This window comes from Shimia abyssi, from assembly GCF_003014475.1.
Classification (GTDB): domain Bacteria; phylum Pseudomonadota; class Alphaproteobacteria; order Rhodobacterales; family Rhodobacteraceae; genus Shimia; species Shimia abyssi.
The window spans coordinates 14791-38354 of the sequence record NZ_PYGJ01000021.1; the positions used below are offsets into that span (position 1 = coordinate 14791).

Genomic DNA, 23564 nt, shown 5'->3' on the forward strand with positions numbered 1-23564 from the left:
TGGCAATGAAAGAACTGAAACGCTGCGTTTCGCGGCTGGGGATTTGCGCGGCCATGGTTTTGGGGGGCGCACTGGGTGCGTCTGGACAAGACTTGGCCCCACCGCCCGATCATGGTTTGCTGGTGGTCTATGGTGTTCTTGCGCCGACGCGCGAAGGCGACATCGACCACAAGGAGACGATTTACTTCAGCGTTCCCAAGGATTTGCGGGATCGGTTTTACGTTCGTGTGTTCGATCCGGAAATGAGTGGTGAACATGACTTCCGCTATGGCGGGGCAGGTAATACACAAACGATTTACCGCGTGAGCGGGGGCGAGGGCGCTTATTCTGACATGGCGATGCCTGAGCCTGTGGCCAATGGATCGCGGCCACAAAAGCTACGCCGGGCCGAGCTTATGGCGGAGATGCCGGGCAAGGTGCTGCGCGAAGAGACATTTGGCAGTGATGCGGCGACAGATGGTGAGTGGGTATCGATTGGTTCGGTACGGGCACGCCAAGGCGAAGTGATCGGGGATCGGGCATGGTTCCGGTTGGATGTGCTGGGCGCGGATGGGGACGATGGCAACGGGTTCAACGTGGATGTGAGCCTTGCCCGAGATGTGCATCGCCGCCCCGAAGGGTTGCAGATGGTGGCCTATCAGCCGACCATTCGCTGGCCCGGTGGCACTATTGGCACAAGGGTTGAATTCCAGAACCCCGGTGGTGGACCGATCGTCGTTCAGAACTTTGACGGCGCTGCGGCGGATTTGCGGTTGAACCGGATGTATTCGGATATTGCGCTGCGGGCGTCGGGACAGGATACATGGGCCAGCGAAGAGGCGCGCCCGGAAGAAGAGCTGCTGGCGATCACGCTGAAAGGTGGATTTGAAACGCCCAACGACATCACGCTGCGGATTTTTGATCAAGCGGGCAAGGTGCTGCCGATCATGATGCCACCGCGTCAGGCCCCGGAACCAGAGCGGCCGCAGGCGCTGCCAAGGGCCAGAGAGTTGGCGGATTGTACGTCAGTGGCGTTTGACGGCACGTATGAGGGGGCCGATCCGCTGTTGGGCTATCGCTGGGATTATGGCGACGGGTCGTCGTCGCAAGAGCCGGTGATTGTTTACAGCTATCTCAGCCCCGGTCGTTACGACGCGCGGTTGAGGGTGCTGGAGCCCGGTACGCGCGCGGCGCGCGGTTGGGAAAACACGGTCCCGGTACATGTCCGATCGGCACCGCGTGCAGTGGCGGGCAATCCGATAACCGTGGCACCGGGGGATGTGGTGCCGTTTGATGCCAGCGCCAGCCAGCCAAGCGACAGCCCTATCACCAGCTATCTCTGGACCTTTGGTGATGGCGCAGTGTCCAATCTGGCCCAAACCGACAAGATGTATGCTGAGCCCGGTGCCTATCGGGTTGTGTTGCGGGTCATGGACGGCAGCAATCATCCCTGTAATTTCGGCGTTGCGACGAGGTTGGTGAATGTGAATTTCCCACCGGTGGCCGAGGCAGGCACGGATCTGAGCTCGATTGTTGGGCGCCCGGTGTCGCTGGACGGATCAGCCAGCTATGACGTGGATGGCACGGTTGTTGATCATGACTGGGATATGGGGGACGGCACCGAGATTGACGGTGCACGGGTCACGCATATCTACACCGAGCCAGGGGTTTACCGCGTGGCTTTGGCAGTGACGGATGATAGCGGCGTGTCGAACGAGACAACGCGCGATTATCTGACGATCAAGGTGAACGCGCCGCCCGTGCCCTTAATCGAAGGCCCAACCGAGCCAATTGCGGTCGGCGAAGCTGTGCTGATGGATGGGCGCAAGTCCAGCGATGCGGATGGCGTGATCCTGAGCCATCTGTGGGACTTTGGTGATGGGGCGATTGGTGAAGGTGAAGCGGCGGAATATGCTTGGGCGCGGCCCGGAGTATACGAGGTCACGCTGACGGTGATTGATAATTCGGGCACCGCCTCGGCCACACAGAGCGCGCGGTTTGAGGTGATTGTGAACACACGCCCAATTGCGGATGCCGGTGCGGATCAGTTTGTAACCGCGTCGGATGTGCAGTTTGACGGCGGTGCATCGCGCGATATTGACGGCAAGATTTCTCAGTATCTTTGGGAATTTGGCGATGGCCGAACCGGCATGGGGCCGCGCCCGGTGCATTCTTATTTGCGCCCAGGTATGTACGAAGTTGCGCTGACTGTTACCGACGATAGTGGTGCCCCCCAAAGCAGCCATCGCGATACAATGACAGTTACGGTGAATGCGTCGCCCATCGCGGATGCGGGGCCTGCGCTAACAGTGGCTCCGGGTGAGGAATTTGTGCTCGACGCAGGTGCGTCGGTTGATCCGGATGGGCGGATTGCTGGGTTTGAGTGGCGGTTCAACGATGGTGCCACGAAACCGGGGGAGCGTGTCAGCCATGTGTTGGAGCAACCTGGATTGCACCGCATCCTGCTGAAAGTCACAGATGATTTTTCCGGGGGCGGGGCGAGTGATGAGTCCGAGGTGTTGATCACTGTGAATGCGCAACCTATCGCTGAAGCGGGGCCAGATGTGCGCATTGCGCCGGATGAAACCGTGCGATTTGATGCGCGTGGATCGTTTGATCGGGATGGCAAGCTGGCCGAATATCGCTGGGAGTTTGATGACCTTCAGACGCCTCTGGAGGCCGCAATGATCGAGCGTGCCTGGCCAACGGCGGGCATTTTCAATGCGCGACTTGTGGTGCGGGACGATAGCGGCGTGGCCAACTCGACCGCGACGGACACCGTGACAATCCGTGTGAACCATCGCCCCGAGGCCGAGGCCGGCCCTGTGGTTGATACAGATCGCCTGCTGGTCCAGTTGGACGCGGGTGGGTCAAGCGATGCGGATGGCGACAACCTTGTTTACATGTGGGATTTTGGCGATGGTTCGCAGCCGGTCTATGGCCGCGAAGTGGCGCATGTGTTCCCACGTGCCGGACGTTTTCCTGTGACATTGCGGGTTGATGACGGCTCGGGTTTAAGTAATGCGCGGGACGTGGATGCGACAACAGTGATCATCAATGCGCCGCCTGTAGCGGATGCTGGTGGCAACCGGAATGTGTGTTCAGGGCAATCCATCTTGTTTGACGCGAGCGGATCGAGCGACGAGGACGGTGATTTACTGCGATACGCGTGGGATTTTGGTGACGATTCAGGGTCTGAGATCGTGAATCCGACCAAAACTTATGAGATGCCTGGAACCTATCCGGTCACGTTGAGCGTGGCGGATGAGAGCGGTTCCAAGCGTGGCACGGACATGGACCGCATAGCGGTGATCGTTCAAGAAGGGCCGATTGCCAATGCAGGACCGGATATGAGGGTTTGCGTTAATCAAGAGGTACGTATGGATGGTACAGCGTCCACGGACGCGGATGGTTCGGTAAATGCGTTTGAGTGGACCTTTGGCGATGGCAGTCGGGCAAGTGGCGCAACGCCGGTCAAAGCGTTTGACCGTGCCGGCACCTATGCGGTCACGCTGACAATCACAGGCGATACAGTGGGGCAATGCAGCCCTCTGGACACGGATGTTGTGAATGTCGAGGTGTTGCCTGCGCGAAGCCAGTCCATTGAGGCTGTGGAGCGGGCGCCTGCGGGGGGGGCGGTGTCGTTCGCCGCGGTGTTGGGTGATGAGCCGAACACAGGCGAGCCGATTGCCTATGACTGGGTTTTCTCGGATGGCGGTACGGCGCAAGGGCTGGAGGTAGAGTATGTGTTTGCCGAGCCGGGCGTGTATTTAGCGACACTGACGACGACAATGGAGGGCGGATTGCAAGATTGCGGGGCGCTTGAAACCATACACAAAATCATTGTTAATGATCCGCCAGAACCCAGGATCGACGGACCAGAGACGCTGGCCGTAGGTGAATTGGTGAGCTTTGATGCCACGGGATCGACTGATCGGGACGGGGTTATCACCAGTTTCGTATGGGACTTTGGCGATGGCACCACAGGTCAAGGTGTGGCGGGTGATCATCGTTACGAGCAGGCGGGCACGTATAAGCTGCAACTGGCGGTTCAGGATGATGCGGGCGTGGATAATTCGATAGTTGTGCTGGAGCGCGAAGTGGTGGTGAACCCGGTTCCGATTGCCGGGTTGGAAACACCACCCGCCTTATGTGCCGGTATCCCGGAGTATTGGGCCGTTGCGACCGAAGAGGGCGTAAAGGTGGATTGGGCATTTGGCGATGGCCAATCCGGTACGGGTGCTGCGCTGGAACATGTGTTCGCTAAACCGGGATTGTATCCCGTATCTGTGACAACGGATGACGGGCGCGGGCTGGCCAATTCGGTTTACCGTGAAGAGGTCTATGCGCGGGTGAATGCGATCCCTGAAGCTGATGCAGGGGCTGACCAGGTGGTGTGCCCGGGCGCTCCGATATCGTTCAGTGCAGGGGCACATGACGCGGATGGTGCGATCACACAGTATATCTGGCGGTTTTCAGATGGGGTGACGCTGGAAGGCGCGGATGTGACCCGATCGTTTGAGGAAACGGGCCCGCTGGAGGTTGAGCTGAGCGTTGTCGACGACAGCGGGTCGATGTGCGACACTGGCGTTGATACGGCGCAAATTCTGGTGAATGCAGCGCCGATTGTGGATGCCGGACCAGATCAGCAAACACCAGTCGGCGCGGCACATGACGTGGTGCGTTTTGATGCCAGCGGGGCGACGGATCCAGATGGGCAAGGTGTGCTGATCAATTGGGATTTCGGCGATCAGACTAACGTTGCGGGCGCGGTTTCACGACATAGATTTGCCAGTGCTGGTACTTACACGGTGACTGTCACGGCAAGCGACAGCACCGGGCTGGCTTGCGGTGTATCGACTGATACGGTGCGCATTGAAGCCTTTGAACGCGAGATCGGCAATTGATGCGGTTCCCACTACCGCTCAAGTTCTTTGTTTTTGCAGCGCTGGTGGCGGTGGCGCCACTTGCTCTTGTTGGGCAGAACTTAGTCAAAATCACACGTGATGAGCTGAAGAGCGCGGCGAACGAGGATCTGACCGGTGTCGCGGCACAGGTGCGGGGTGAATTTGACAACCTGTATCAAGGACGCTGGCTTGCGCCGTTGATGGTGATCCGATCCGGTGTGGACAACCCTGATCTCGACGTCGCGCAAAAGGTATCGCTGCTGACGCTGGGCATGGAGCAGATGGAAAGCGTTGTGGCTTTGCAGCTGAGCCTTGAGGGTTCCGACATTCCGGTGATGGTGTCGGATCAGAGTTTTGTGGATAAGCTTTCAGCAGCTGGGTTGGAGGCGACGGCGCTGTTGTCGACATCGGGTGATTTGATCGCGAATATCGAGGGCACCGGACAATTTGGACGTCCTTTGATCAGTCAGGTGCCAGAGACCGGGGATTGGTTGGCTACCTTGGCCTTGCCGATGGAAACGCGGCTGGCGGGGCGAAAACTGACGCTGGTCGCGCGGATCGATCTTGGATCGCTCCGACGCACGGTTGAACAGCATCCTTTTAATCAAAGAGGCGAGATTACGATTGTGGATCATGCAGGGCGGCGCGCGCTTGTCGATGCTCCAGAGGTGCTTGCCGACCGCGCCATTGTTGCGTCTGCAATGCCGCTGATCGTGGCCGGCGCACGGGCGGATGCTTTGGAAAACTATGTGCGGCGCGATGGCACCGTGATGCTGGGCGCGTATGCGTTTCCGGATTGGTTCCCGTGGGCGGTGATAACTGAACTGAGCGAGGACAAGGCCTATGCGGTGATCAATCAGATGATGGAGCGTATCCTGCTGGTTGGCGCGCTGGGATTTGCGGCCGCATCGGCGGCGGCGCTGGTTTTTTCGCGCGGCCTCACAGGGCCAATCCTCCAGATTGGTCGGGTGGCGGATGCCATAGGCGAAGGCGATTTCTCTGCGCGGGTGCAGAAGGTCAAAACACGTGACGAGATTGGGGATCTGGCCAAGCGGGTGAACACGATGGCCAGCCAATTGGGCGAGCGGCTGGAGCTGATGAAGTTTGTCAGCAATGAAACCATGACAGCCATCCAGTCGCGTGAAGGCGAAGGGATCTCGCGCGGCGGAGAACGGCGCGATGTGACCATGCTGTTCTCAGATATTCGCGGCTATACGGCGTTTTCGGAAACCGTCACGCCAGAAGAAGTGATTGAGGTTCTGAACCGTTATTTTGAATTTCAGGCCGAGATTGTTGAACGCCACGGCGGGGATATCGACAAGTTTGTCGGCGACGAATTGATGGCGATGTTCGTGGGCGACGACAAAGAGGATCGCGCCGTGCGCTGCGGTGTGGAAATCCGTGACGCGCTGGCGCAGCACTTTGGTGGCCATGACGGGCAACGAGAGCTGGCGGTTGGAATTGGCATCGCCTCAGGGGGCGTTGTGCTGGGCGCTATGGGCGCGCGACAGCGGATGGATTATACGGTTCTGGGATCTACGGTGAATCTGGCCGCGCGCCTTTGCAGCAAGGCAGGGCCATGGCAGGTTTTGGTTGATCGCTCTACGTCCGACCTGGTGGATCTGGATTTGCGTGTCGAACCGCAAGAGGCCGTGGAACTAAAGGGCTACGCCGATCCGGTGCCGGTGTTCCTCGCTGATTTTGAGCCTGAGGAAGAGGTGCCGGTCATACATCCCTGACGGGCTGTCTTCGCCATTTCTCAATGTTGCTCAAATACCCCGGGGGAATCGCAGCATTCTGCGATGGCGGCTTGCCCTCCTAGTGCGAAAGATCGATTTCCTGACGCAACGCACCGGTGATGCGATCAAACACCAGCAGGCGCCCCTCTTTGGTCGTAACGCCTACCCAGTCTTCTGCAACCGTCACGGAATATGCGACGGCCCCCTCGGGTAGATCAAGGTTTTCGGGCAGAACCGGACCTGTATCACGGAATTGGATGACAATCAGTGAAACCACGACTACAAGCCCGACAATCATCACCCCTGTCAGCCCGGTGACCATCAGGCGCAGGAGTTTCAGGTTGGCCGGTTCGACCGGCTCGGGAGTTTCGTTCATGTCCGTCACTGCGCTGTCCTTTGAGATTGGAGACAATCCGCCCAACCGTCTTGATAAGGCGCTTTCGCGTGATGTGCCAGAGGCCGCAGCGTTGTCGCGTACACGGCTTGCCAGGCTGATCGGCGAAGGTGCGGTGCAAGTGGACGGCGTGGTTGTGCGTGACCCCAAGCACAAAGTGTCTGGTGGCGAGATTGTCGAAGTGACAGTACCAGAAGCCGCAGAAAGCCATATCGGGCCGGAGGATATCCCGTTGGACGTGGTGTTTGAGGATGACGACCTGATTGTGATCAACAAGCCCTCGGGCATGGTAGTGCACCCTGCACCCGGTTCGCCCAATGGAACACTTGTGAATGCGCTGTTGCACCACTGCGGAGAAAACCTTTCCGGCGTGGGTGGCATGAAGCGCCCCGGTATCGTGCATCGGATCGACAAGGAAACCAGCGGGCTGTTGGTGGTGGCCAAGTCGGATGGCGCGCATCAAGGGCTGGCCGCACAGTTTGAGGCGCATACTGTGGAGCGTTATTACCGCGCGCTTTGCTATGGTGTTCCTGACGCGAGCGACCCGCGTTTGCGTGGCGTTCGCGGCGTGAACTTTGAGGCGGGCAATATTATGCGCGTTACGACGCAGCTGGCACGTCACAAGACCGATCGGCAACGGCAGGCCGTCTTGTTTGAGGGCGGGCGCCATGCGGTGACACGGGTGCGTATTGTCGAGGCGCTTGGCACGCCGAGTTGTGCGGCATTGGTGGAATGTTGGCTGGAAACCGGTCGTACGCACCAGATCCGTGTACACCTGGCTCATGCGGGGCATGGGCTTGTCGGCGATCCGGTGTATGGCGGGCGGCGTAAGCTGTCGGAGAAAGCTGTGGGCGTGGGCGGTGCAGCAGCGGCGCGGGGATTCGCACGTCAGGCGTTACATGCTGCGGTGTTAGGGTTTGCACACCCGGTGAGCGGTGAGCCGATGCGATTTGAAGCGCAGATGCCGCAAGATATGCAAAATTTGCTGCGAGCGCTGGGCGGTGCTTGGTAACGCTCAGATGAGATGAACGGCTTAGATTACTGTAATTGTAATGAAAATCTGGAGTTTTGTTCTGGCTAAGTTGCCGATCAATCGTCACGATGAGCACATCGCTGTGAATAGCTTAGCAAATGCCTGACAGGGTTCGATTGATGCCTTAGGCTTTTATTAAAGAATTACGGCTCTTCCTCTTGATAGGGGGATAATGCTGATTATCTATATGTTAATGACGTAAACATTGGCTTGGATAACATTCTAACGCCGAATGGGAGGCACGAGAGACATGAGCAATTATGCTAACCTTCCCGCCCCGACACCGGAAGGCGGATTGAACAGATACCTTCAGGAAATCCGCAAGTTCCCGCTTTTGGAGCCCGAAGAAGAATACATGCTGGCCAAGCGCTGGGTGGAGGAGCAGGATTCAAATTCTGCGCATAAGATGGTGACATCCCACCTGCGATTGGCGGCAAAAATTGCGATGGGTTATCGTGGTTATGGATTGCCTCAGGCCGAAGTGATTTCGGAGGCCAATGTGGGGCTTATGCAGGCAGTCAAACGCTTTGACCCGGAAAAAGGTTTCCGTTTGGCGACCTATGCCATGTGGTGGATCCGTGCGAGTATTCAGGAATATATCCTGCGGTCGTGGTCGCTGGTCAAACTGGGCACAACCAGCGCACAAAAGAAACTGTTCTTTAACCTGCGCAAAGCCAAGGCACGTATCGGCGCGTTGGAAGACGGCGATATGCGCCCGGAAAATGTGGCGCGGATTGCCAATGATCTGGGTGTGACTGAGACCGAGGTTATTTCGATGAACCGGCGTTTGTCTGGCGGCGATGCGTCGTTGAACGCTCAGGTCGGTTCTGACGGCGAAGGGTCGATGCAGTGGCAGGACTGGTTGGAGGATGAAAGCGCTGATCAGGCGTCCGATTACGAAGCGCGTGACGAGCTGGAAGCGCGGCGTGAGCTGTTGGCTGATGCAATGGACGTGCTAAATGATCGCGAAAAGGACATTCTGACACAACGGCGCCTGACCGAGAAGGCCGTCACGTTGGAAGACTTGAGCGGACAATATGATGTCAGCCGTGAACGTATCCGCCAGATCGAAGTGCGCGCATTTGAGAAGTTGCAAAAGCGCATGCGCGAGCTGGCAGCCTCAAAGGGGATGCTGGGCGCGTCGTGAGGCGCGAATGCGAAGAAGGGATTGAACCGCGCATATCAGGTGTGATTTTGTCTGCCTGATGCCACGCATAGTTTTTCACCTTCCGCCACATCTTTTGCAGCGTGTTCCGCGTGCTGCAAAAGGGTTTTATGGCGAATTGCATCACGCGCTGCACGAGGCGGGCGGGCATGTTGAGTTTCGTGAGCGCGCCTTTTTGCGCGCTCACGTTGCGTTTGAGGATGACGCATTCCATTTTGTCCATCAGGGGTTGGTGGACATGCCGAATGTTCTGAACACGGGCCCCAGTTACTTGCGCGATTTCTGGTATGCCGACCCGAAGGGTGTGTTTGGCGAGAGCTCGATGCGCAGCAAGATGTTTGATCCTTCCTCTGTGCGAAAAGAGCGGGCCGCCAAGTATTTCAGCTGGCTGCGCGAACGTATTTTGAACAAGCGACTTTCAAAGCACCGGCAGCCCGACGAAAAAGTGGCGTTTGACGGTGGTCATGTTGCGGTCTTCTTGCAAGGTGAGTCGCTGCCGGTTTTGCGGGCAGGGTTTGTCAGCGAAGTTGAAATGGTTGCTGGTGTGATTGATGCTACTCCCGACCGCCCTATCCTGATCAAGCGCCATCCACGCAATGAGGCGCAGGAAAGCTGGTCTGATATTCAGGCAATGGCGGCAGATCATGAGCGGGTGATGCTGGTGGATGCAAATGTGCACGACATTTTGGAGGGCGCTGCGCTGAGCTGCTCGATCAGCTCAAGCGTATCGGTTGAAGGCATGTTGCACAGAGTGCCTGCATTGGTTTTTGGGCGCACGGATTTTCATCATTGCGCTGTGACTGTTGAGACGCCTTTGGAGACAGGGCGGGCTGTGGCAAGTGCATTGCAGACAGATTGGCCGTTTGAGGCATTTTTGTTTTGGTTTTTTCGTCAGAATGGGCTGGACCTGAGGTCAAAGGTGTGGCGACGGACATTGAGTGAGCGCATGGGGCAGTTTTCACCGTCGGGATTTGGATAGTCTGACCGGCTTGTGTGTCGGTGGGTTGCTGCATAGGGTTTAGCGGTAACAGGAGGGCATATTAAGATGGATCAGGTTGTACGATGGGGAATTTTGGGGGCTGCAAATTTTGCGCGCAATCACATGGGGCCTGCGATCAATGCAGCCCATGGCGCAGAGTTGGCGGCGCTGGCCACGTCGAGTGCAGAGAAAGCCGCGGGCTTTCAGGCATTTGCGCCCAGAGTGGCGGTGCATGACAGCTATGAAGCGTTACTGGCAGATCCAAGCATCGATGCGGTTTACATCCCGCTGCCCAACCATTTGCACGTTGAGTGGTCGATCAAGGCGCTGGAGGCGGGCAAGGCTGTTTTGTGTGAAAAACCGGTTGGGCTGGATGTTGGGCAGATTGATCGTTTGATTGATGCGCGCGACAAAGCGGGGCTGTTGGCGGCAGAAGCGTATATGATTGTGCACCATCCCCAGTGGCAACGTGCCAAGGCGCTGTTGGATGAGGGCGCCATTGGCACCCTTTTGCACGTGAATGCGGCATTCTCTTTTTATAACAACGATATGGACAATATTCGCAATCAGGCAGGCACCGGTGGCGGCGGGTTGCGCGATATAGGTGTCTATACGATGGGCAGCGTTCGGTGGGCGACAGGGCAGGAGCCGGAAAAGCTGGATTATGCGCGTGTGCAAATGCAAGACGGGTTTGATTTGTTTGCGGATGTTGGTTTTGCATTCCCGGGGTTCACGTATCAGGGGTTCACTGGCATTCGCATGGCCAATCGGCAGGAGATGCATTTTCACGGTGATAAGGGAGTGATGAGCCTGACATGTCCGTTTAATGCCAACGTGTTTGATCAGGCAGAGGTGCGGCTGTCTTATCCAGATCAACGGGTTGTGGTGGAGCGGTTCACTGGCATCAATCAGTATGTGAAACAGGTTGAGGCCTTTGGGCGCAGTGTGCGAGATGGGGCGGATTATGCCTGGACGCTAGAGGACGCGCGCGGCACGCAAGCCATGCTTGATACGATTTTTGCAAGTGTCTGAGCCGGGGGGCGGACAACGCCCACCCACCCACTCCGTTGCCCGCCCCCCGGCGCGGTTGCAATGGCTATTAGCTGAAACGGGACCGTCTTTAAAAAACTACGTTCAGCATTGTCAGCGAGACCACGAGGAACACGATAGTCATGATGCCGCCGCTCTTGACGAAATCGACCACCTTGTAGCCGGCAGGCCCCATGATCAGGGCGTTGACTTGATGGGTGGGGATGATGAAGGAATTTGAGGTGGAGATCGCCACAGTCAGAGCAAAGACTGCAGGATTGCCACCTGCGGCGATGGCGATGGAGATCGCGAGTGGGACCAGTAGCACAGTCGCCCCGACATTCGACATCACCAGCGAAAAGGCCGTTGCCAAAATTGCGATTCCAGCCTGAAGCGACCAGAGCGGCCACCCGTTCAGCAGGACAAGGATTTTCTGGGCGATCCATTCTGCCGTTCCGGTATTCTGCACGGCCTGTCCCAGCGGGATAAGGCAGGCCAAGAGGAATACTGTGTTCCAACCAACGGCGTCATAAGCTTCATCAATGGACAGAACGCGGGTCAGCAGCATTCCGACCGCACCCGTCAGAAGGCAGAGCGAAAGGCGCACATCGGTAAATAGGATCATCGACAGCGAAATGGCAAAGAAAAGAAGCGCCCAGCCGACTTTCTGCGGGCGTAGTTCCTCTTGGGGGAAGTCGGTTGTGACGACAACAAAATCGCGATCTCGTTTGACCCGCATCAGACTGTCCCAGCGGGTATGGGCGACAAGCATGTCGCCAGCCTGAAACTCGACCAGCCCAATTTGTGTTGGCGTGTGGGTTTCTGTTTCGACGTGGCTCATGGTGTCTTCGCCACGGTGGATCGCCAGCAGCGACATGCCGTAGGTTTTGCGAAACAATAATTCGCGTGGGCATTTGCCGATGGCCTTACTGTCAGGCGCGATGACAACTTCTGCGATGCCGGCATTCGTAGGGGCAAACTCTTCGGCAAAGACGTCGAGTTGGGGTAGGATTGTTAGACCGTATTTGGCGCCGAATTCCTTGACCACAGACTTGCGACCGATAATGGCAAGGCGGCACGGGGCGGCGATTTCGGCGGTCAGCACCTGAACCATGGATGTTTTGCCGCGATAGAATGTCGAGATGATATAGAGGTGTTCATTGTGGTTAATATCGGCCAGAATCTGGCCAACCAGCGCGCTTTTCTCGGGCACGATAACCTCAAATACATCCGCCTTAAGACCGTAGACACGCTTTAGATAGTCCTGCGTGCCCTGACCGGTGCCGGTGCTATCTCCTTCGGAGGCGCGCGGTAGTACCCAGCGCCCAAGTAACCGAAAATACGCAATGCCCGACAGGACAAGGACAACGCCGATTGGCGTTACCGAGAACAGGCCAAAGAGGTCCATTTGTTGTTCTGGGGGTAGGTTGCTGTTGGCTGTTGCCAGAAGGTCGTTGAGCAGGATCAGCGGCGAGGAGCCGACCATAGTCATGGTGCCGCCCAAGATTGCGCAAAAGCCCATTGGCATAAGGAGGCGGCTGATTGGGATACCCGAACGGGTGGAGATGCGACTGACTACAGGCAGGAACAAGGCGGCGGCGCCAACGTTTTGCATGAAGCTGGAGATCACGCCAACGGTTCCTGCGATGATCGGCTGAATGCGCGCCTCGGATGTGCCGCCGCGTTTCATGATGGTGGCGGCGACCTTGTTCATGATGCCGGTCTTGTCCAATCCAGCGCCCACGATCATCACCGCAATGATTGAGATCACGGCGTTTGAGGCAAAGCCGTCGAATAGTTGGTTCACGTCGGCGAGGTTGTGCAGCGGCGGTGCATAGCTGAGGATGCCGAGGATCACGAGCACGAGGATGGCGGCGAGATCAATTCGTACGATTTCGGAGACGAAGAGAAACACCGTGAAGGCTAGCATCGCGCAGACGACGCCCATTTCCAGTGTGAACGCGATGGGGTCCATTTCGTCTCCTGCTTTTTTGGGTACAAGGCGTACCTGCCAGAATGTGGTGTCACAAACAGGTTAGTCGTATTTGTGCTGAAAAAAAAAGCACTTCTGTGCGGTTGGTGGGCCAAGGTCGCATATAACCGACATCCGGATACGTGGTATACGTGGTGTCTTACGATGGTGTGCACGTTAGGTTTGTAGATTATTGATCGAAATTTGGTTTGATTCGACAATTGCTGAGGCAATTCTGCCGCTTTGCGCGCCGCCGATTGGGCACATTGGGGAAAATCGAAAGAGGGCATCATGTATAACAGACGAACACTCTTGACCAGTATGTTGGCATTGGGCGCGACTGGGGTCGCCGTGCCATCGTTTGCAAAGGACAAAGCAAAGGACAAGCCGGGCAAGAACAAAGCTAAAAGCATAGGCAATGGTAAAGGCGCGGACAAAATACCTCCGGGTCAGATCAAGAAATACACACGTGGTGCAAAGCTTCCCGGTGACTTAAAGTGGGACAGCATTGGTGACTTGTCGAAATGGAAGCTGAAGCCTCCTGGAAATGGAAACCGGTATATCAAAGTAGATAACGAGATTCTGGAAGTCACCGAAGATCTGTCGACAGTCGTCGATGCGGTCGGCATTGTCGACGATCTATTACGCTAAGGCGTACCTTCAATTCCTTCGAACCTGGCTTCATTGTCCTGCCAGATCGCTGGGGCCTCAGCGGTTTGTCGGTGCATCTCCAGTTTCTGGTCGCCGACTGAGCACCGATGAGTTGCTCATAAGATTATGTGGGGCAATACTCTGGATTAAGGCAGAGCTAGTGCTAGAGATCGTGCCTAGGTGCTTTTGGTGCAACTTCGCCATGTGGCTAAACATGGGTCACATGCTTCAAGTTGGGATGTGCGGTGCGTGCCGCATTTCGGTACGCACCAGTGCTGTGGTCGGTTAAAGGCCCGGGATGACCGAAAGCAGGCTTCGTTTGCCGAAGGTGGCGCCACGCTCCGCGCCAAACTTGTATTCGGCACCCAGAGCGATGAAGGTTTCGGAATCTGAGACCCCGAATGCCTCAGCCCGTGCCGCGCCAAGATCAGCCGTCAGCGCAAAAGAATTACTAGTTTTGTAACGCACACCGACCGAATAACGATCAAAGTTCAGGTTTCCAAAGTCGCCAAGCAAAATTTGGCCCGTAACTTCAAAGGAGTCCGTTATTTCGTAATCACCTGAAATGCCAAAAATACGCCCGTCGCTGTTGTTGTCGATATCGGTCATGAAAAAGGTCTCAAGATCCAGCGCCTGCGCCTCGACACCAAGTTCAAAACCAGCAAAATTGACGTCGTTCGATTCCAGCCCGTCTTGACCAATAAACGCGCCAAATGAAGTGGTTTCGTTTGCGTGGTAAATACCGTGCAGCGCAACGTTATGACCGTCAAAATTGGAGGCACCGTAAGAGTTGAGGCCTAGATCCAGCTGAGCCGACGTGTTTCGATTGAAACCCAGTTCGGTAGAGGTGTCGAGTGTAGTGTTGCTGAGGGTCTGACCAGTCGTGGTCTGATTAGTGAATTGGGAATAACCAAGTTTAATACTGCCGCCGGTAATTTCAACTGCATTGGCAGGGTGAGTTGCAAGCATAGTTATAGTGGCGGCGGAAGCCGTGGAAATCTTAAACATGTTCAACCTAAAGTGGATTTTCTTTGTTTTGATCGATGGTCGGTTTCTTAGTCTTGACGCCTTTGGGCGTCAATATAAATATCTGTAATTTCTTCATAAATTATTGATCTATAGCCTTCCATCCGAATGCACTTATCGGTTGTGGCGAGCAATCTTGCTGTGTTGAGGCTGTGTACTTCAGATTCTATTCTGCTTAGTGAGGATAATCATAGCCTTGATTGTGATAAGAACATTACTTTCGAACGGCCGTATCTTTAAAAAAAGGCGCAAACGAATTAATCGGTTGCGCCCTTTTACTTTTGTTCCCGTGAGGAAAGCGGATCAGTCCTCCATCGCTTCCAACTCATCGATCATCGAAGAGATCATGCTAAGGCCTTTGTCCCAGAATTTTGGGTCGGATGCGTCAAGGCCAAACGGAGCGAGCAGCTCCGTGTGGTGTTTGGAGCCACCGGCGCGCAGCATGTCGAAATACTTGTCTTCAAAGCCTTCGCCGCCTTCAGCGTAAACGGCGTAGAGCGCGTTCACGAGGCCGTCGCCAAAGGCATAGGCGTAGACGTAGAAGGGCGAGTGCACGAAGTGCGGGATATAGGCCCAGAAGGTTTCATAGCCCTCCATAAAGTCAAACGCTTCGCCGAGGGATTCGGCCTGTACCGACATCCAGATAGCGTTGATGTCATCCGGGGTCAGTTCGCTTTCGCGGCGTGCGGCGTGCAGTTTGCACTCAAAGTCATAGAAGGCGATCTGACGCACGACCGTGTTGATCATATCCTCGACTTTGCCCGCCAGCAGGATCTTGCGCTGTTCCTTGGTTTCGGCACCGTCTAACATAGCGCGGAAGGTGAGCATTTCGCCAAAGACGGACGCAGTTTCGGCGAGGGTGAGGGGGGTGGAGGACAGCATCTCGCCCTGATCAGCGGCAAGAACTTGATGTACGCCATGCCCGAGTTCGTGAGCAAGGGTCATCACGTCGCGTGGTTTGCCGAGATAGTTCAGCATCACGTAGGGGTGCACGTTGGTGACAGTGGGGTGGGCAAATGCGCCGGGCGCTTTGCCAGGTTTCACACCCGCGTCGATCCATCCCTTGGTAAAGAACGGCTCGGCCAGGTCGCCCATGCGCGGGTCAAATGCATTGTACGCGTCCATCACGGTTTTCTGGGCGTCTTCCCATGAGACGGTGGATGGGTCCTCCATCGGGAGGGGTGCGTTGCGGTCCCAGACCTGCATCCGATCAAGGCCCAGCCATTTGCGTTTAAGTTCGTAGTAGCGATGGCTGAGTTTAGGATAAGCAGCGACAACAGCGTCGCGCAGGGCCTCGACCACTTCGGGTTCTACGTCGTTTGAGAGGTGACGACCGGTTTGAGCGGTGGGCATATTGCGCCAGCGGTCGACGACCTCTTTTTCCTTGGTCGCGGTGTTGTGCACTCGGGCGAAGATTTTGAGATTCTCGTTGAAAACGCGGGCAAGTTCATATGCTGCAGCCTCGCGGTTGTCGCGATTGGGGTCAGTCAGAAAGTTAAGCGTGCCCTCGATATTATGCTCTTCACCGTTCACCGTGAACATCAGCCCGGCAATGGTTTCGTCAAACAGACGTTCCCACGCGTCGCCGACCACGCCCAGATCGTGCAGGAATTTTTCCAATTCGTCCGAAAGTTGGTGTGGCTTCATTGCGCGAATGCGGCGAAATACGGGCTCATAGCGTGCCAGATCGGTGTTTTCTGCAAAGGCGCTCGTGAGGGCTTCATCTTCGATCCGGTTGAGTTCGAGGGTGAAGAAAACCAACGGCGTGGAAAAGTTTGTCAGCTTTTCCTGACAGTTGGCCGTGAACTGGGCACGTTCAGCGTCTGTCGTCAGTTGGTAATAACGCAAGCCCGCATACGACATGATGCGGCCAGAGACCTGTGAGATTTTTTCGTTACGCTGCACGGCTGTCAGGAGTTCGCTGGCTGACAGGTCAGCCAGTTTGCCCTCGAAGTCAGCGGCGAATGCGGCACATTCAGTTTCGAGCCAGTCTAAATCAGCGGACAGTTCAGGGGCGTCGTCGCCTTTGTACAGATCGCTGAGGTCCCATTCGGGCAAACTGCCCAGGCCGTCGGAGCCACTTTGGGCGTTGGCGTCACGAACGGGAAAGGGAAGGTTCAGCATGGTCGTCTCCTGATGGGAATAGGTTGAGCGTTAGATAGGCAGAGGGAGGCGTGGGGTTCAAGGGGCAGTGGGGCGTTGCCCCTCTTGGGCTAAGGCCCAATTCACCCCGGGTATTTGGGAACATTGAGAATGAGGGGGATTGCTCGGGGCGAGGAAAGCCCGCATGGGCTTGAGGATCTGGTTAAGTGTGTTTGGCGAAGAGTGCAGCGCACTGGTCGAAAATGGCGGCGCGAGTGGTGGGGCTGTCCATCATGACCTCGTGTTCGCCGTTCGGCACCATTTCCAGCGTGCCGTTTGGCCACCGGGACATGCGATCGTGGATTTCCGCTGTGTCGACGATGCGTTCGTTGGTTCCCAGGAATGTGAGCGAGGGTGTTTTCGGCGAGGGGAGGGTCCGCAGGGCGCGGCATTCGGTGAGCGCGGCAAACAGCCAGTGCAGGCTGGGACCACCCAGTGCGAGGTCAGGGTGATCTGTCATCTGCCGTTTCATATAGGCGTACATGTCCGGGTCGGTGGTCAGCGTGTTGTCCTCGAACGGCTCGGCGAGCACGTATGTGGTTTCAATTGTGCCGGGTGCAAGGCGATGGCTTTGTGCGAAATGGCGGCTGGACCAAGACAGGGCCCATGCAATCGGCCTGAGTGCTGTGGACAGGCGAATGCCGAACATTGGGCCGGTAAAGACCGCCGCATTCACGGGCATGTTGTTTAGCAGAGCGCGCAGACCGATGCAGCCGCCCATCGAGTGGGCCACCAGGAACCAGGGGCGCGGCAGATCCTGTTCTTTGGCCATCGCCATCACGGCGGCGAGGTCTTTCTGGTAGTCATCAAAATGCAGCACATGGCCGATCAGGCGGTTGTTTACCTGTCGGTCCGCAAGGCCCTGGCCGCGCCAGTCAATGGCCACCTGTGCAAATCCTCGCGCCGCAAAGTCCGCAGCCGTTCGCCCGTATTTTTCAACGTATTCAGTGCGCCCGGGGAACAGAAATACCGTTCCTCGGGCGTTTTCATGCGCCCAGCAGGCCGCGCGAATGCGCACGCCATCAGACGTATCAAGCCACCATGCCTGGGCATGTGGGCCTTCAGCGACGTCGTGGTAAAAAGGCGCGGCGCGGAATGTCATTAGCCGAGGATTGACCCAAGGCGCATTGCCGCGCCCATGTCACCGTCCACGGTGAGCTTGCCCGACATGAAAGCCGCAGTTGGGTTCAATTCGCCGTCGAGGATGGATTGAAACGTATCTGCATCGGCCATCAGCGTGACATCCGCGTCCTCGTCCGAGGCGCGTACGCCGTCGCCGTCGATAATGATGGCACCTTCATCTTCGATGGCAAATTTGGCCGAACCGTCAAAGGCGTCTCCACCAAGTTTTTCAGTCAGTGCGGCTACGGCGGCAGTCAGGAGGTCGCTCATGTGGTTGATCCTTCACTTTGTCGTGCCCATCTTGGGTTATGATGCGGCACAGGCTACAATCCCTTACGTTATGGTCACCTTAATGAAATATCTCAAACCTGTCGTCACGGCATTTATGATGTTTTTTGCGCTTTCGCAGCCTGTGGTTGTTTATGGGCAGGAAGCTGTCCCCAAAGCTAATCCGGATATGGGCGGTGTTTCGGGGCTGTTGGAGCAGTTGCGCGATGCCGAGCCGGGCGCGGCGGAGACCTATGCAGATCGGTTACGCCGGGAGTGGAGCCTGTCAGGATCAGCTTCGGCTGATTATCTTTTGAAACGGGGGCGCGACGCCTTTGAGCGTGAGGATCTGAAATCGGCTGTCGAGCATTTCACAGCCGTGATCGACCACGCGCCGGGATTTGCTCAGGGGTGGGCCGAAAGGGCGCGGGTTTATTATGAAATGGACCTCTACGGACCGGCGATTGGCGATTTGGAACATGTAATTGCGCTGAATCCGCAGCATTTTGACGCCATCATGGGGTTGGCCTCTATCCTGGATTCCATGGACCGGCCAGAAGGCGCTTATGAGGCATATATGCAGGTCAAGGCTATACATCCGCATCAGCCGGGCCTAACAGAAGCCTTGGCAAGACTCGAACCGCGCGTGCGCGGGCGCGACTTGTGATCAACTGAGGCAACGGGCTGAATCGGGACGGGCGGAAAAATGGCCGCTGAAAAGCAGATTACCGCGGTATTGGGGCCGACCAATACCGGCAAGACGCATTATGCCATCGAACGCATGTTGGGCTATCGCACCGGTGTGATCGGGCTCCCGTTGCGGTTGTTGGCGCGAGAAGTCTATGACCGAATCGTCGCAGTGCGCGGCCCTTCGGTTGTGGCGCTGGTTACCGGGGAAGAGCGGATAGTGCCGCCCCGTACGCAATACTGGGTTTGTACCGTTGAGGCTATGCCCGAGGGCATGGGGCCGGATTTTCTGGCGATTGATGAAATTCAACTATGTGCTGATCCCGAGCGTGGGCATGTTTTTACCGATCGTCTGTTGCGCGCGCGCGGTACGCACGAGACCCTTTTTCTGGGCAGTGACACCATGCGCGGCGTTATAGCGGATCTGATCCCGGGTGTTCAGTTTATGCGGCGTGAACGGATGTCGACGTTGAGCTATTCAGGTCCGCGCAAGATTTCGCGGATGCAGCCACGGTCGGCGGTGGTCGGGTTTTCGGTCGACAATGTTTATGCCATCGCGGAATTGATCCGGCGCCAAAAAGGTGGCGCGGCGGTGGTGATGGGGGCACTAAGCCCGCGCACACGTAATGCTCAGGTCGAGATGTATCAGAACGGCGATGTCGATTTTCTAGTGGCAACCGATGCAATCGGGATGGGGCTGAACCTCGATATTGATCACGTGGCGTTTTCGTCGCTGACCAAGTTTGACGGCCGGCGTATGCGACCATTGGCGCCCAATGAGCTGGCTCAGATTGCCGGACGTGCCGGACGCGGGATGAGCCACGGCACCTTTGGAGTAACGGGCGAAGCGGGGCCGTTGCACGAAGAGGTCGCCGACGCGATCATGGAGCATCGCTTTACGCCCATTAAGAAACTGAATTGGCGTAGTGCGCGGCTTGAATTCGGCACCATTGATGCGTTGATTGCGGCGTTGGAGACATCGCCTGACGATCCGATACTGGTTAAGGCGCGCGAGGCTGATGATCTTTGGGCGCTTAAATCACTGGCAGGGCAGGCGGAAATTCGCGCAAGAGCCAGTGATGCAGCGTCGGTCAGGTTGTTGTGGGACGTATGTCGCATTCCGGATTTCCGGGGAATCAGTCATGCAGAGCACGCGAGTTTGATTGAGGGTATATTTGCCTATCTGCATGAGGCCGGCCGCGTTCCGAATGACTGGATGGCGCGTCAGGTGCGCAGGTTGGATCGGCCGGACGGTGACATCGATACGCTGTCAAAACGGCTGGCCTTTATCAGGACTTGGACATATGTCGCACAGCGTAAGGGCTGGGTGGATGACGAAAACCATTGGCGCGGAGAGACACGCGCTGTAGAAGATCGCCTGTCGGATGCATTGCATGAGCGTCTGACGCAGAGATTTGTGGACCGGCGCACGTCAGTGTTGTTGCGCCGGCTCAAGCAGAAGGAGGCCCTTTTGGCCGAAGTGAATGACAATGGTGAAGTGACCGTCGAAGGTGAATTCGTCGGGCGCCTCGAAGGATTCCGCTTTAGCGCGGATAAGGCTGAAACCGGACAAGAGGCCAAGACGCTGCAGCAAGCAGCCATCAAGGCGCTGGCGCCGCAATTCCATCTGCGCGCAGATCGGTTTTATAACGCTCCTGATACCGAGATCGATTTTACCGAACAGGGCGGCCTGATGTGGGGCGAGCACGCGGTGGGCAAGTTGGTCGCCGGGGCTGAGCCGATGAAGCCCTTGGTTGACGTGTTTGTCGACGAAGAGGCCGGGACCGATGTTGCGGAAAAAGTGCGACGCCGTCTGCAGCACTTTATCGATCGTAAAGTGGCCGCTTTGTTTGAGCCGCTTTTGAACCTTAGCCGTGATGAGGAATTGACCGGGCTGGCGCGTGGTTTTGCGTACCGCATTGTTGAAAACATTGGCATTATTCCACGCGGTGACGTGGCCGATGAAGTTAAAGAGTTGGATCAGGATGCACGGGGAGCGCTGCGCAAACACGGTATCCGGTTTGGCCAGTTTACGATATTTATGCCATTGCTGTTGAAGCCAGCGCCAACGCGGTTGCGTTTGGTATTGTGGTCCTTGGCGAATGGTTTGCAGGAGTTTCCCGAAGCGCCACCTCCGGGTTTGGTGACGGTACCTGCTGGTCAGGGCGCGCCGCGTGGGTATCACGCAATGGCGGGTTATCGCGCTGCTGGAGATCGGGCGATCCGGATCGATATGCTGGAACGTCTGGCGGATATGCTGCGTGTGGAAGACAGCCGTGGTGGTTTTGAAGCCAAGGCGGATATGCTGTCGATTACCGGTATGACGCTGGAGCAATTTGGCGATCTCATGCAAGGGCTGGGCTATAAGGCGGAGAAAGGTGAGCGCGCCAAGGTTAAGGTCGCGGCTGAGGCCGCACCCGCTACTGACACTGAGGAAGATGCAGCTAAGACCGTGGAAAGCGCATCGGCTGAGCCTGTTCAAGCGGACGAATCGGTGGAAACATCCGAGGATGTCCCGTCTGCTGTTGAGGGGGAAAGACCCACAGAGGAACCGGTTGCAACTGAGGCAAGCGACAGTGAAGCGGTGGACGCGGCCGAGCCAGAGATGGAAGTGTTCTTCACGTTCACCTGGGCTGGACGTCAAGCCAATCGCGGCCCGCGCCGCGGTGCGCCGCAGGGCCGCCGCGAACAGGGCGGGAACGCACCACGTGGCAAGGGCGCCAAGCCGCAAGGCAAAGGTGGCAAACCAAAGGGCAAAGGCCCACGTCGTGAAAGTGGACCCAAACAATTCCAGTCGCGCCCACCCAAACAAGACAAGATCGACCCGGACAATCCGTTTGCAGCCGCGCTTATGGGGCTGAAAACCAAGGATTGATGGGTGAGTGACCCGGTCGGAAAACTGCGCGTAGACAAATGGCTTTGGCACGCGCGGTTTTTCAAGACCCGTTCGCTTGCCGCCAAGGTGGTTACGGGCGGTCATTTGCGGATAAACGGACAAAAGATTTCAAAGGCCAGCCACGCGGTCAAGTTTGAGGATGTTTTGACGTTTCCGCAGGCCAAACAGGTTCGGGTGGTCAAGGTTCTGGAGCTTGGCGAGCGACGGGGGCCGGCGCCTGAAGCGCAAACATTATACGAAGATTTGACACCAGAGCAGAAATCCGTTCCAAGGGCGCCCGGAGCTGGCGAAAAAGGACGTCCGACCAAGAAGGATCGCCGCAATCTCGTTTCTTTGCGCAGCACCCGCCTTGAAGATTAGGACACGCTGATTTAGCTAGGTCCGCAAACATATGTGGAAAACTGAGCCATGACCTACGTCGTCACTGAAAATTGTGTAGCCTGCAAATACACCGATTGCGTGGAAGTTTGTCCGGTGGACTGTTTCTATGAGGGAGAAAACTTCCTCGTGATTCATCCGGATGAATGCATCGACTGTGGTGTTTGTGAACCGGAATGCCCGGCAGACGCCATTCGACCCGATACCGAGCCGGACATGGAAAAGTGGGTTGAGTTTAATCGCAAATACTCGGAAATCTGGCCGGTGATCATCACCAAGAAGGATCCGCTCCCTGAAGCGGATGAACGTGATGGCGAGCAAGGCAAGATGGACAAGTATTTCTCGGAAGCACCCGGCGAGGGCGGCTGACCCGAAATACCGTGACGTAAGAGCAGAGAATCGATTCGCTCTGCCTTTTCAACAATTTGTGGCGCGGTTTCCGTGTAACATGTTGAAAGTTAAGACGTTAATCACCTGTTGAGGTCGCTGCGCTTTCACCGGCCCTGATTTTGTGTTATACTGCTGTTACAAAGAAAATAACTGCCTGTGAGCCATCCCTGCGCGTTCTGCCAAGGGTGGTTTTTTTGACCGGAAGGTGCCCCGTTTCGGAAACGCTTGTTTCTGCGGCGGTGTTTTTTTTCTGATCTGACGGGACATATCTTAGGAAGTGTGCATGAGCAAAGCCAAGAAGAATGAATTTCGCCCAAACGAATATGTGGTCTATCCGGCCCACGGCGTTGGGCAGATTGTTTCGATCGAGGAACAGGAAGTTGCAGGGATGCAGCTGGAGCTGTTCGTGATCTCGTTTGAGAAAGACAAGATGACCCTGCGGGTGCCAACCAACAAGGCAACCGAGATTGGGATGCGCTCGCTGAGTTCGCCCGACGTGGTGAACCAGGCGATGAAAACGCTTAAGGGTAAAGCCAAGGTCAAGCGGGCCATGTGGTCCCGTCGTGCGCAGGAATATGAACAAAAAATCAACTCGGGCGATTTGATCGCAATTGCCGAAGTGGTCCGCGACCTACATCGCAGTGACGATCAGCGCGAGCAGAGCTATTCCGAACGTCAGCTTTACGAAGCGGCGCTAGAGCGCTTGACCCGTGAAGTTGGTGCTGTGGCCGGAGGTGACGAGGTTGCTGCGGCTAAGCAAATTGGCGATGTGCTGACCTCGCGCGCGCCAGCGGCTGCGTAATCTGAT

18 protein-coding genes are annotated in these 23564 nt (G+C 56.6%); 12 read left to right on the forward strand and 6 right to left on the reverse strand.

Going from position 1 to position 23564, the window contains the following annotated elements; all coding sequences use genetic code 11:
* Positions 1–5: 5 nt before the first annotated feature.
* Both CLV88_RS20700 and CLV88_RS20705 read left to right on the forward strand, forming a co-directional pair.
* Complete coding sequence (locus CLV88_RS20700; protein ID WP_165798967.1) at positions 6–4886, forward strand: PKD domain-containing protein; 4881 nt, start codon at positions 6–8, stop codon at positions 4884–4886.
* Positions 4886–6625, forward strand: coding sequence for an adenylate/guanylate cyclase domain-containing protein (locus CLV88_RS20705; protein ID WP_106610317.1), 1740 nt, complete (start codon positions 4886–4888; stop codon positions 6623–6625). Before CLV88_RS20700 ends, CLV88_RS20705 begins: the two co-directional genes overlap by 1 nt.
* A gap of 79 nt (positions 6626–6704) precedes the next feature.
* Here CLV88_RS20705 and CLV88_RS20710 read toward each other — a convergent pair whose 3' ends face one another.
* Positions 6705–7001, reverse strand: a complete 297-nt coding sequence (locus CLV88_RS20710; RefSeq protein ID WP_106610318.1) for a DUF6476 family protein — start codon at positions 6999–7001, stop codon at positions 6705–6707.
* Between CLV88_RS20710 and CLV88_RS20715 the strand changes: the two genes are divergently transcribed.
* The 4 genes from CLV88_RS20715 to CLV88_RS20730 all read left to right on the forward strand — a co-directional run bounded on the left by CLV88_RS20715 (position 7000) and on the right by CLV88_RS20730 (position 11228).
* Entirely contained in the window at positions 7000–8031 is a 1032-nt protein-coding gene (locus tag CLV88_RS20715; RefSeq protein WP_106610319.1) for an RluA family pseudouridine synthase, read from the forward strand. The two genes, CLV88_RS20710 and CLV88_RS20715, sit on opposite strands and share 2 nt — an antisense overlap.
* Positions 8032–8302: 271 nt before the next feature.
* On the forward strand, positions 8303–9199 hold the full coding sequence (gene rpoH, locus CLV88_RS20720; protein ID WP_106610320.1) for an RNA polymerase sigma factor RpoH: 897 nt from the start codon (positions 8303–8305) through the stop codon (positions 9197–9199).
* Between the two features lie 58 nt (positions 9200–9257).
* Positions 9258–10196: a capsular polysaccharide export protein, LipB/KpsS family gene (locus tag CLV88_RS20725; RefSeq protein ID WP_106610321.1), complete on the forward strand. Its 939-nt coding sequence runs from the start codon at positions 9258–9260 to the stop codon at positions 10194–10196.
* A 66-nt stretch (positions 10197–10262) separates the two neighbouring features.
* Positions 10263–11228, forward strand: coding sequence for a Gfo/Idh/MocA family protein (locus CLV88_RS20730; protein ID WP_106610322.1), 966 nt, complete (start codon positions 10263–10265; stop codon positions 11226–11228).
* Positions 11229–11316: 88 nt separating this feature from the next.
* Here CLV88_RS20730 and CLV88_RS20735 read toward each other — a convergent pair whose 3' ends face one another.
* Positions 11317–13200, reverse strand: coding sequence for an SLC13 family permease (locus tag CLV88_RS20735; RefSeq protein WP_106610323.1), 1884 nt, complete (start codon positions 13198–13200; stop codon positions 11317–11319).
* Between the two features lie 288 nt (positions 13201–13488).
* Between CLV88_RS20735 and CLV88_RS20740 the strand changes: the two genes are divergently transcribed.
* Positions 13489–13848: a hypothetical protein gene (locus tag CLV88_RS20740; protein WP_133170022.1), complete on the forward strand. Its 360-nt coding sequence runs from the start codon at positions 13489–13491 to the stop codon at positions 13846–13848.
* A 285-nt stretch (positions 13849–14133) separates the two neighbouring features.
* Here the strand turns inward: CLV88_RS20740 and CLV88_RS20745 are convergent, their stop codons facing one another.
* From CLV88_RS20745 to CLV88_RS20760, 4 genes are all read right to left on the reverse strand, one after another.
* Positions 14134–14856 carry a hypothetical protein gene (locus CLV88_RS20745; protein ID WP_106610325.1) on the reverse strand — a complete coding sequence of 241 codons (723 nt, stop codon included), beginning with the start codon at positions 14854–14856 and terminating at the stop codon, positions 14134–14136.
* A gap of 321 nt (positions 14857–15177) precedes the next feature.
* The gene (locus CLV88_RS20750; RefSeq protein WP_106610326.1) at positions 15178–16998 is read right to left on the reverse strand and encodes a M3 family oligoendopeptidase; all 1821 of its coding nucleotides are present in this window, start codon (positions 16996–16998) and stop codon (positions 15178–15180) included.
* Positions 16999–17179: 181 nt separating this feature from the next.
* Entirely contained in the window at positions 17180–18118 is a 939-nt protein-coding gene (locus CLV88_RS20755) for an alpha/beta fold hydrolase (protein ID WP_106610327.1), read from the reverse strand.
* On the reverse strand, positions 18118–18408 hold the full coding sequence (locus tag CLV88_RS20760) for an SCP2 sterol-binding domain-containing protein (RefSeq protein WP_106610328.1): 291 nt from the start codon (positions 18406–18408) through the stop codon (positions 18118–18120). Before CLV88_RS20760 ends, CLV88_RS20755 begins: the two co-directional genes overlap by 1 nt.
* On the opposite strand from CLV88_RS20760, the gene CLV88_RS20765 reads away from it, so the two are divergent.
* The 5 genes from CLV88_RS20765 to CLV88_RS20785 all read left to right on the forward strand — a co-directional run bounded on the left by CLV88_RS20765 (position 18407) and on the right by CLV88_RS20785 (position 23558).
* The gene (locus CLV88_RS20765; protein WP_106610329.1) at positions 18407–19072 is read left to right on the forward strand and encodes a tetratricopeptide repeat protein; all 666 of its coding nucleotides are present in this window, start codon (positions 18407–18409) and stop codon (positions 19070–19072) included. The genes CLV88_RS20760 and CLV88_RS20765 overlap by 2 nt on opposite strands.
* Positions 19073–19111: 39 nt before the next feature.
* Positions 19112–21967, forward strand: a complete 2856-nt coding sequence (locus CLV88_RS20770) for a helicase-related protein (protein ID WP_106610330.1) — start codon at positions 19112–19114, stop codon at positions 21965–21967.
* Positions 21968–21970: 3 nt separating this feature from the next.
* Positions 21971–22348, forward strand: coding sequence for an RNA-binding S4 domain-containing protein (locus CLV88_RS20775; RefSeq protein ID WP_106610331.1), 378 nt, complete (start codon positions 21971–21973; stop codon positions 22346–22348).
* Positions 22349–22396: 48 nt separating this feature from the next.
* Positions 22397–22735 (forward strand): ferredoxin FdxA, encoded by a 339-nt coding sequence (fdxA, locus tag CLV88_RS20780; RefSeq protein ID WP_106610332.1) that lies wholly within the window; start codon positions 22397–22399, stop codon positions 22733–22735.
* Between the two features lie 304 nt (positions 22736–23039).
* Positions 23040–23558 (forward strand): CarD family transcriptional regulator, encoded by a 519-nt coding sequence (locus CLV88_RS20785; protein WP_106610333.1) that lies wholly within the window; start codon positions 23040–23042, stop codon positions 23556–23558.
* Positions 23559–23564: the final 6 nt, after the last annotated feature.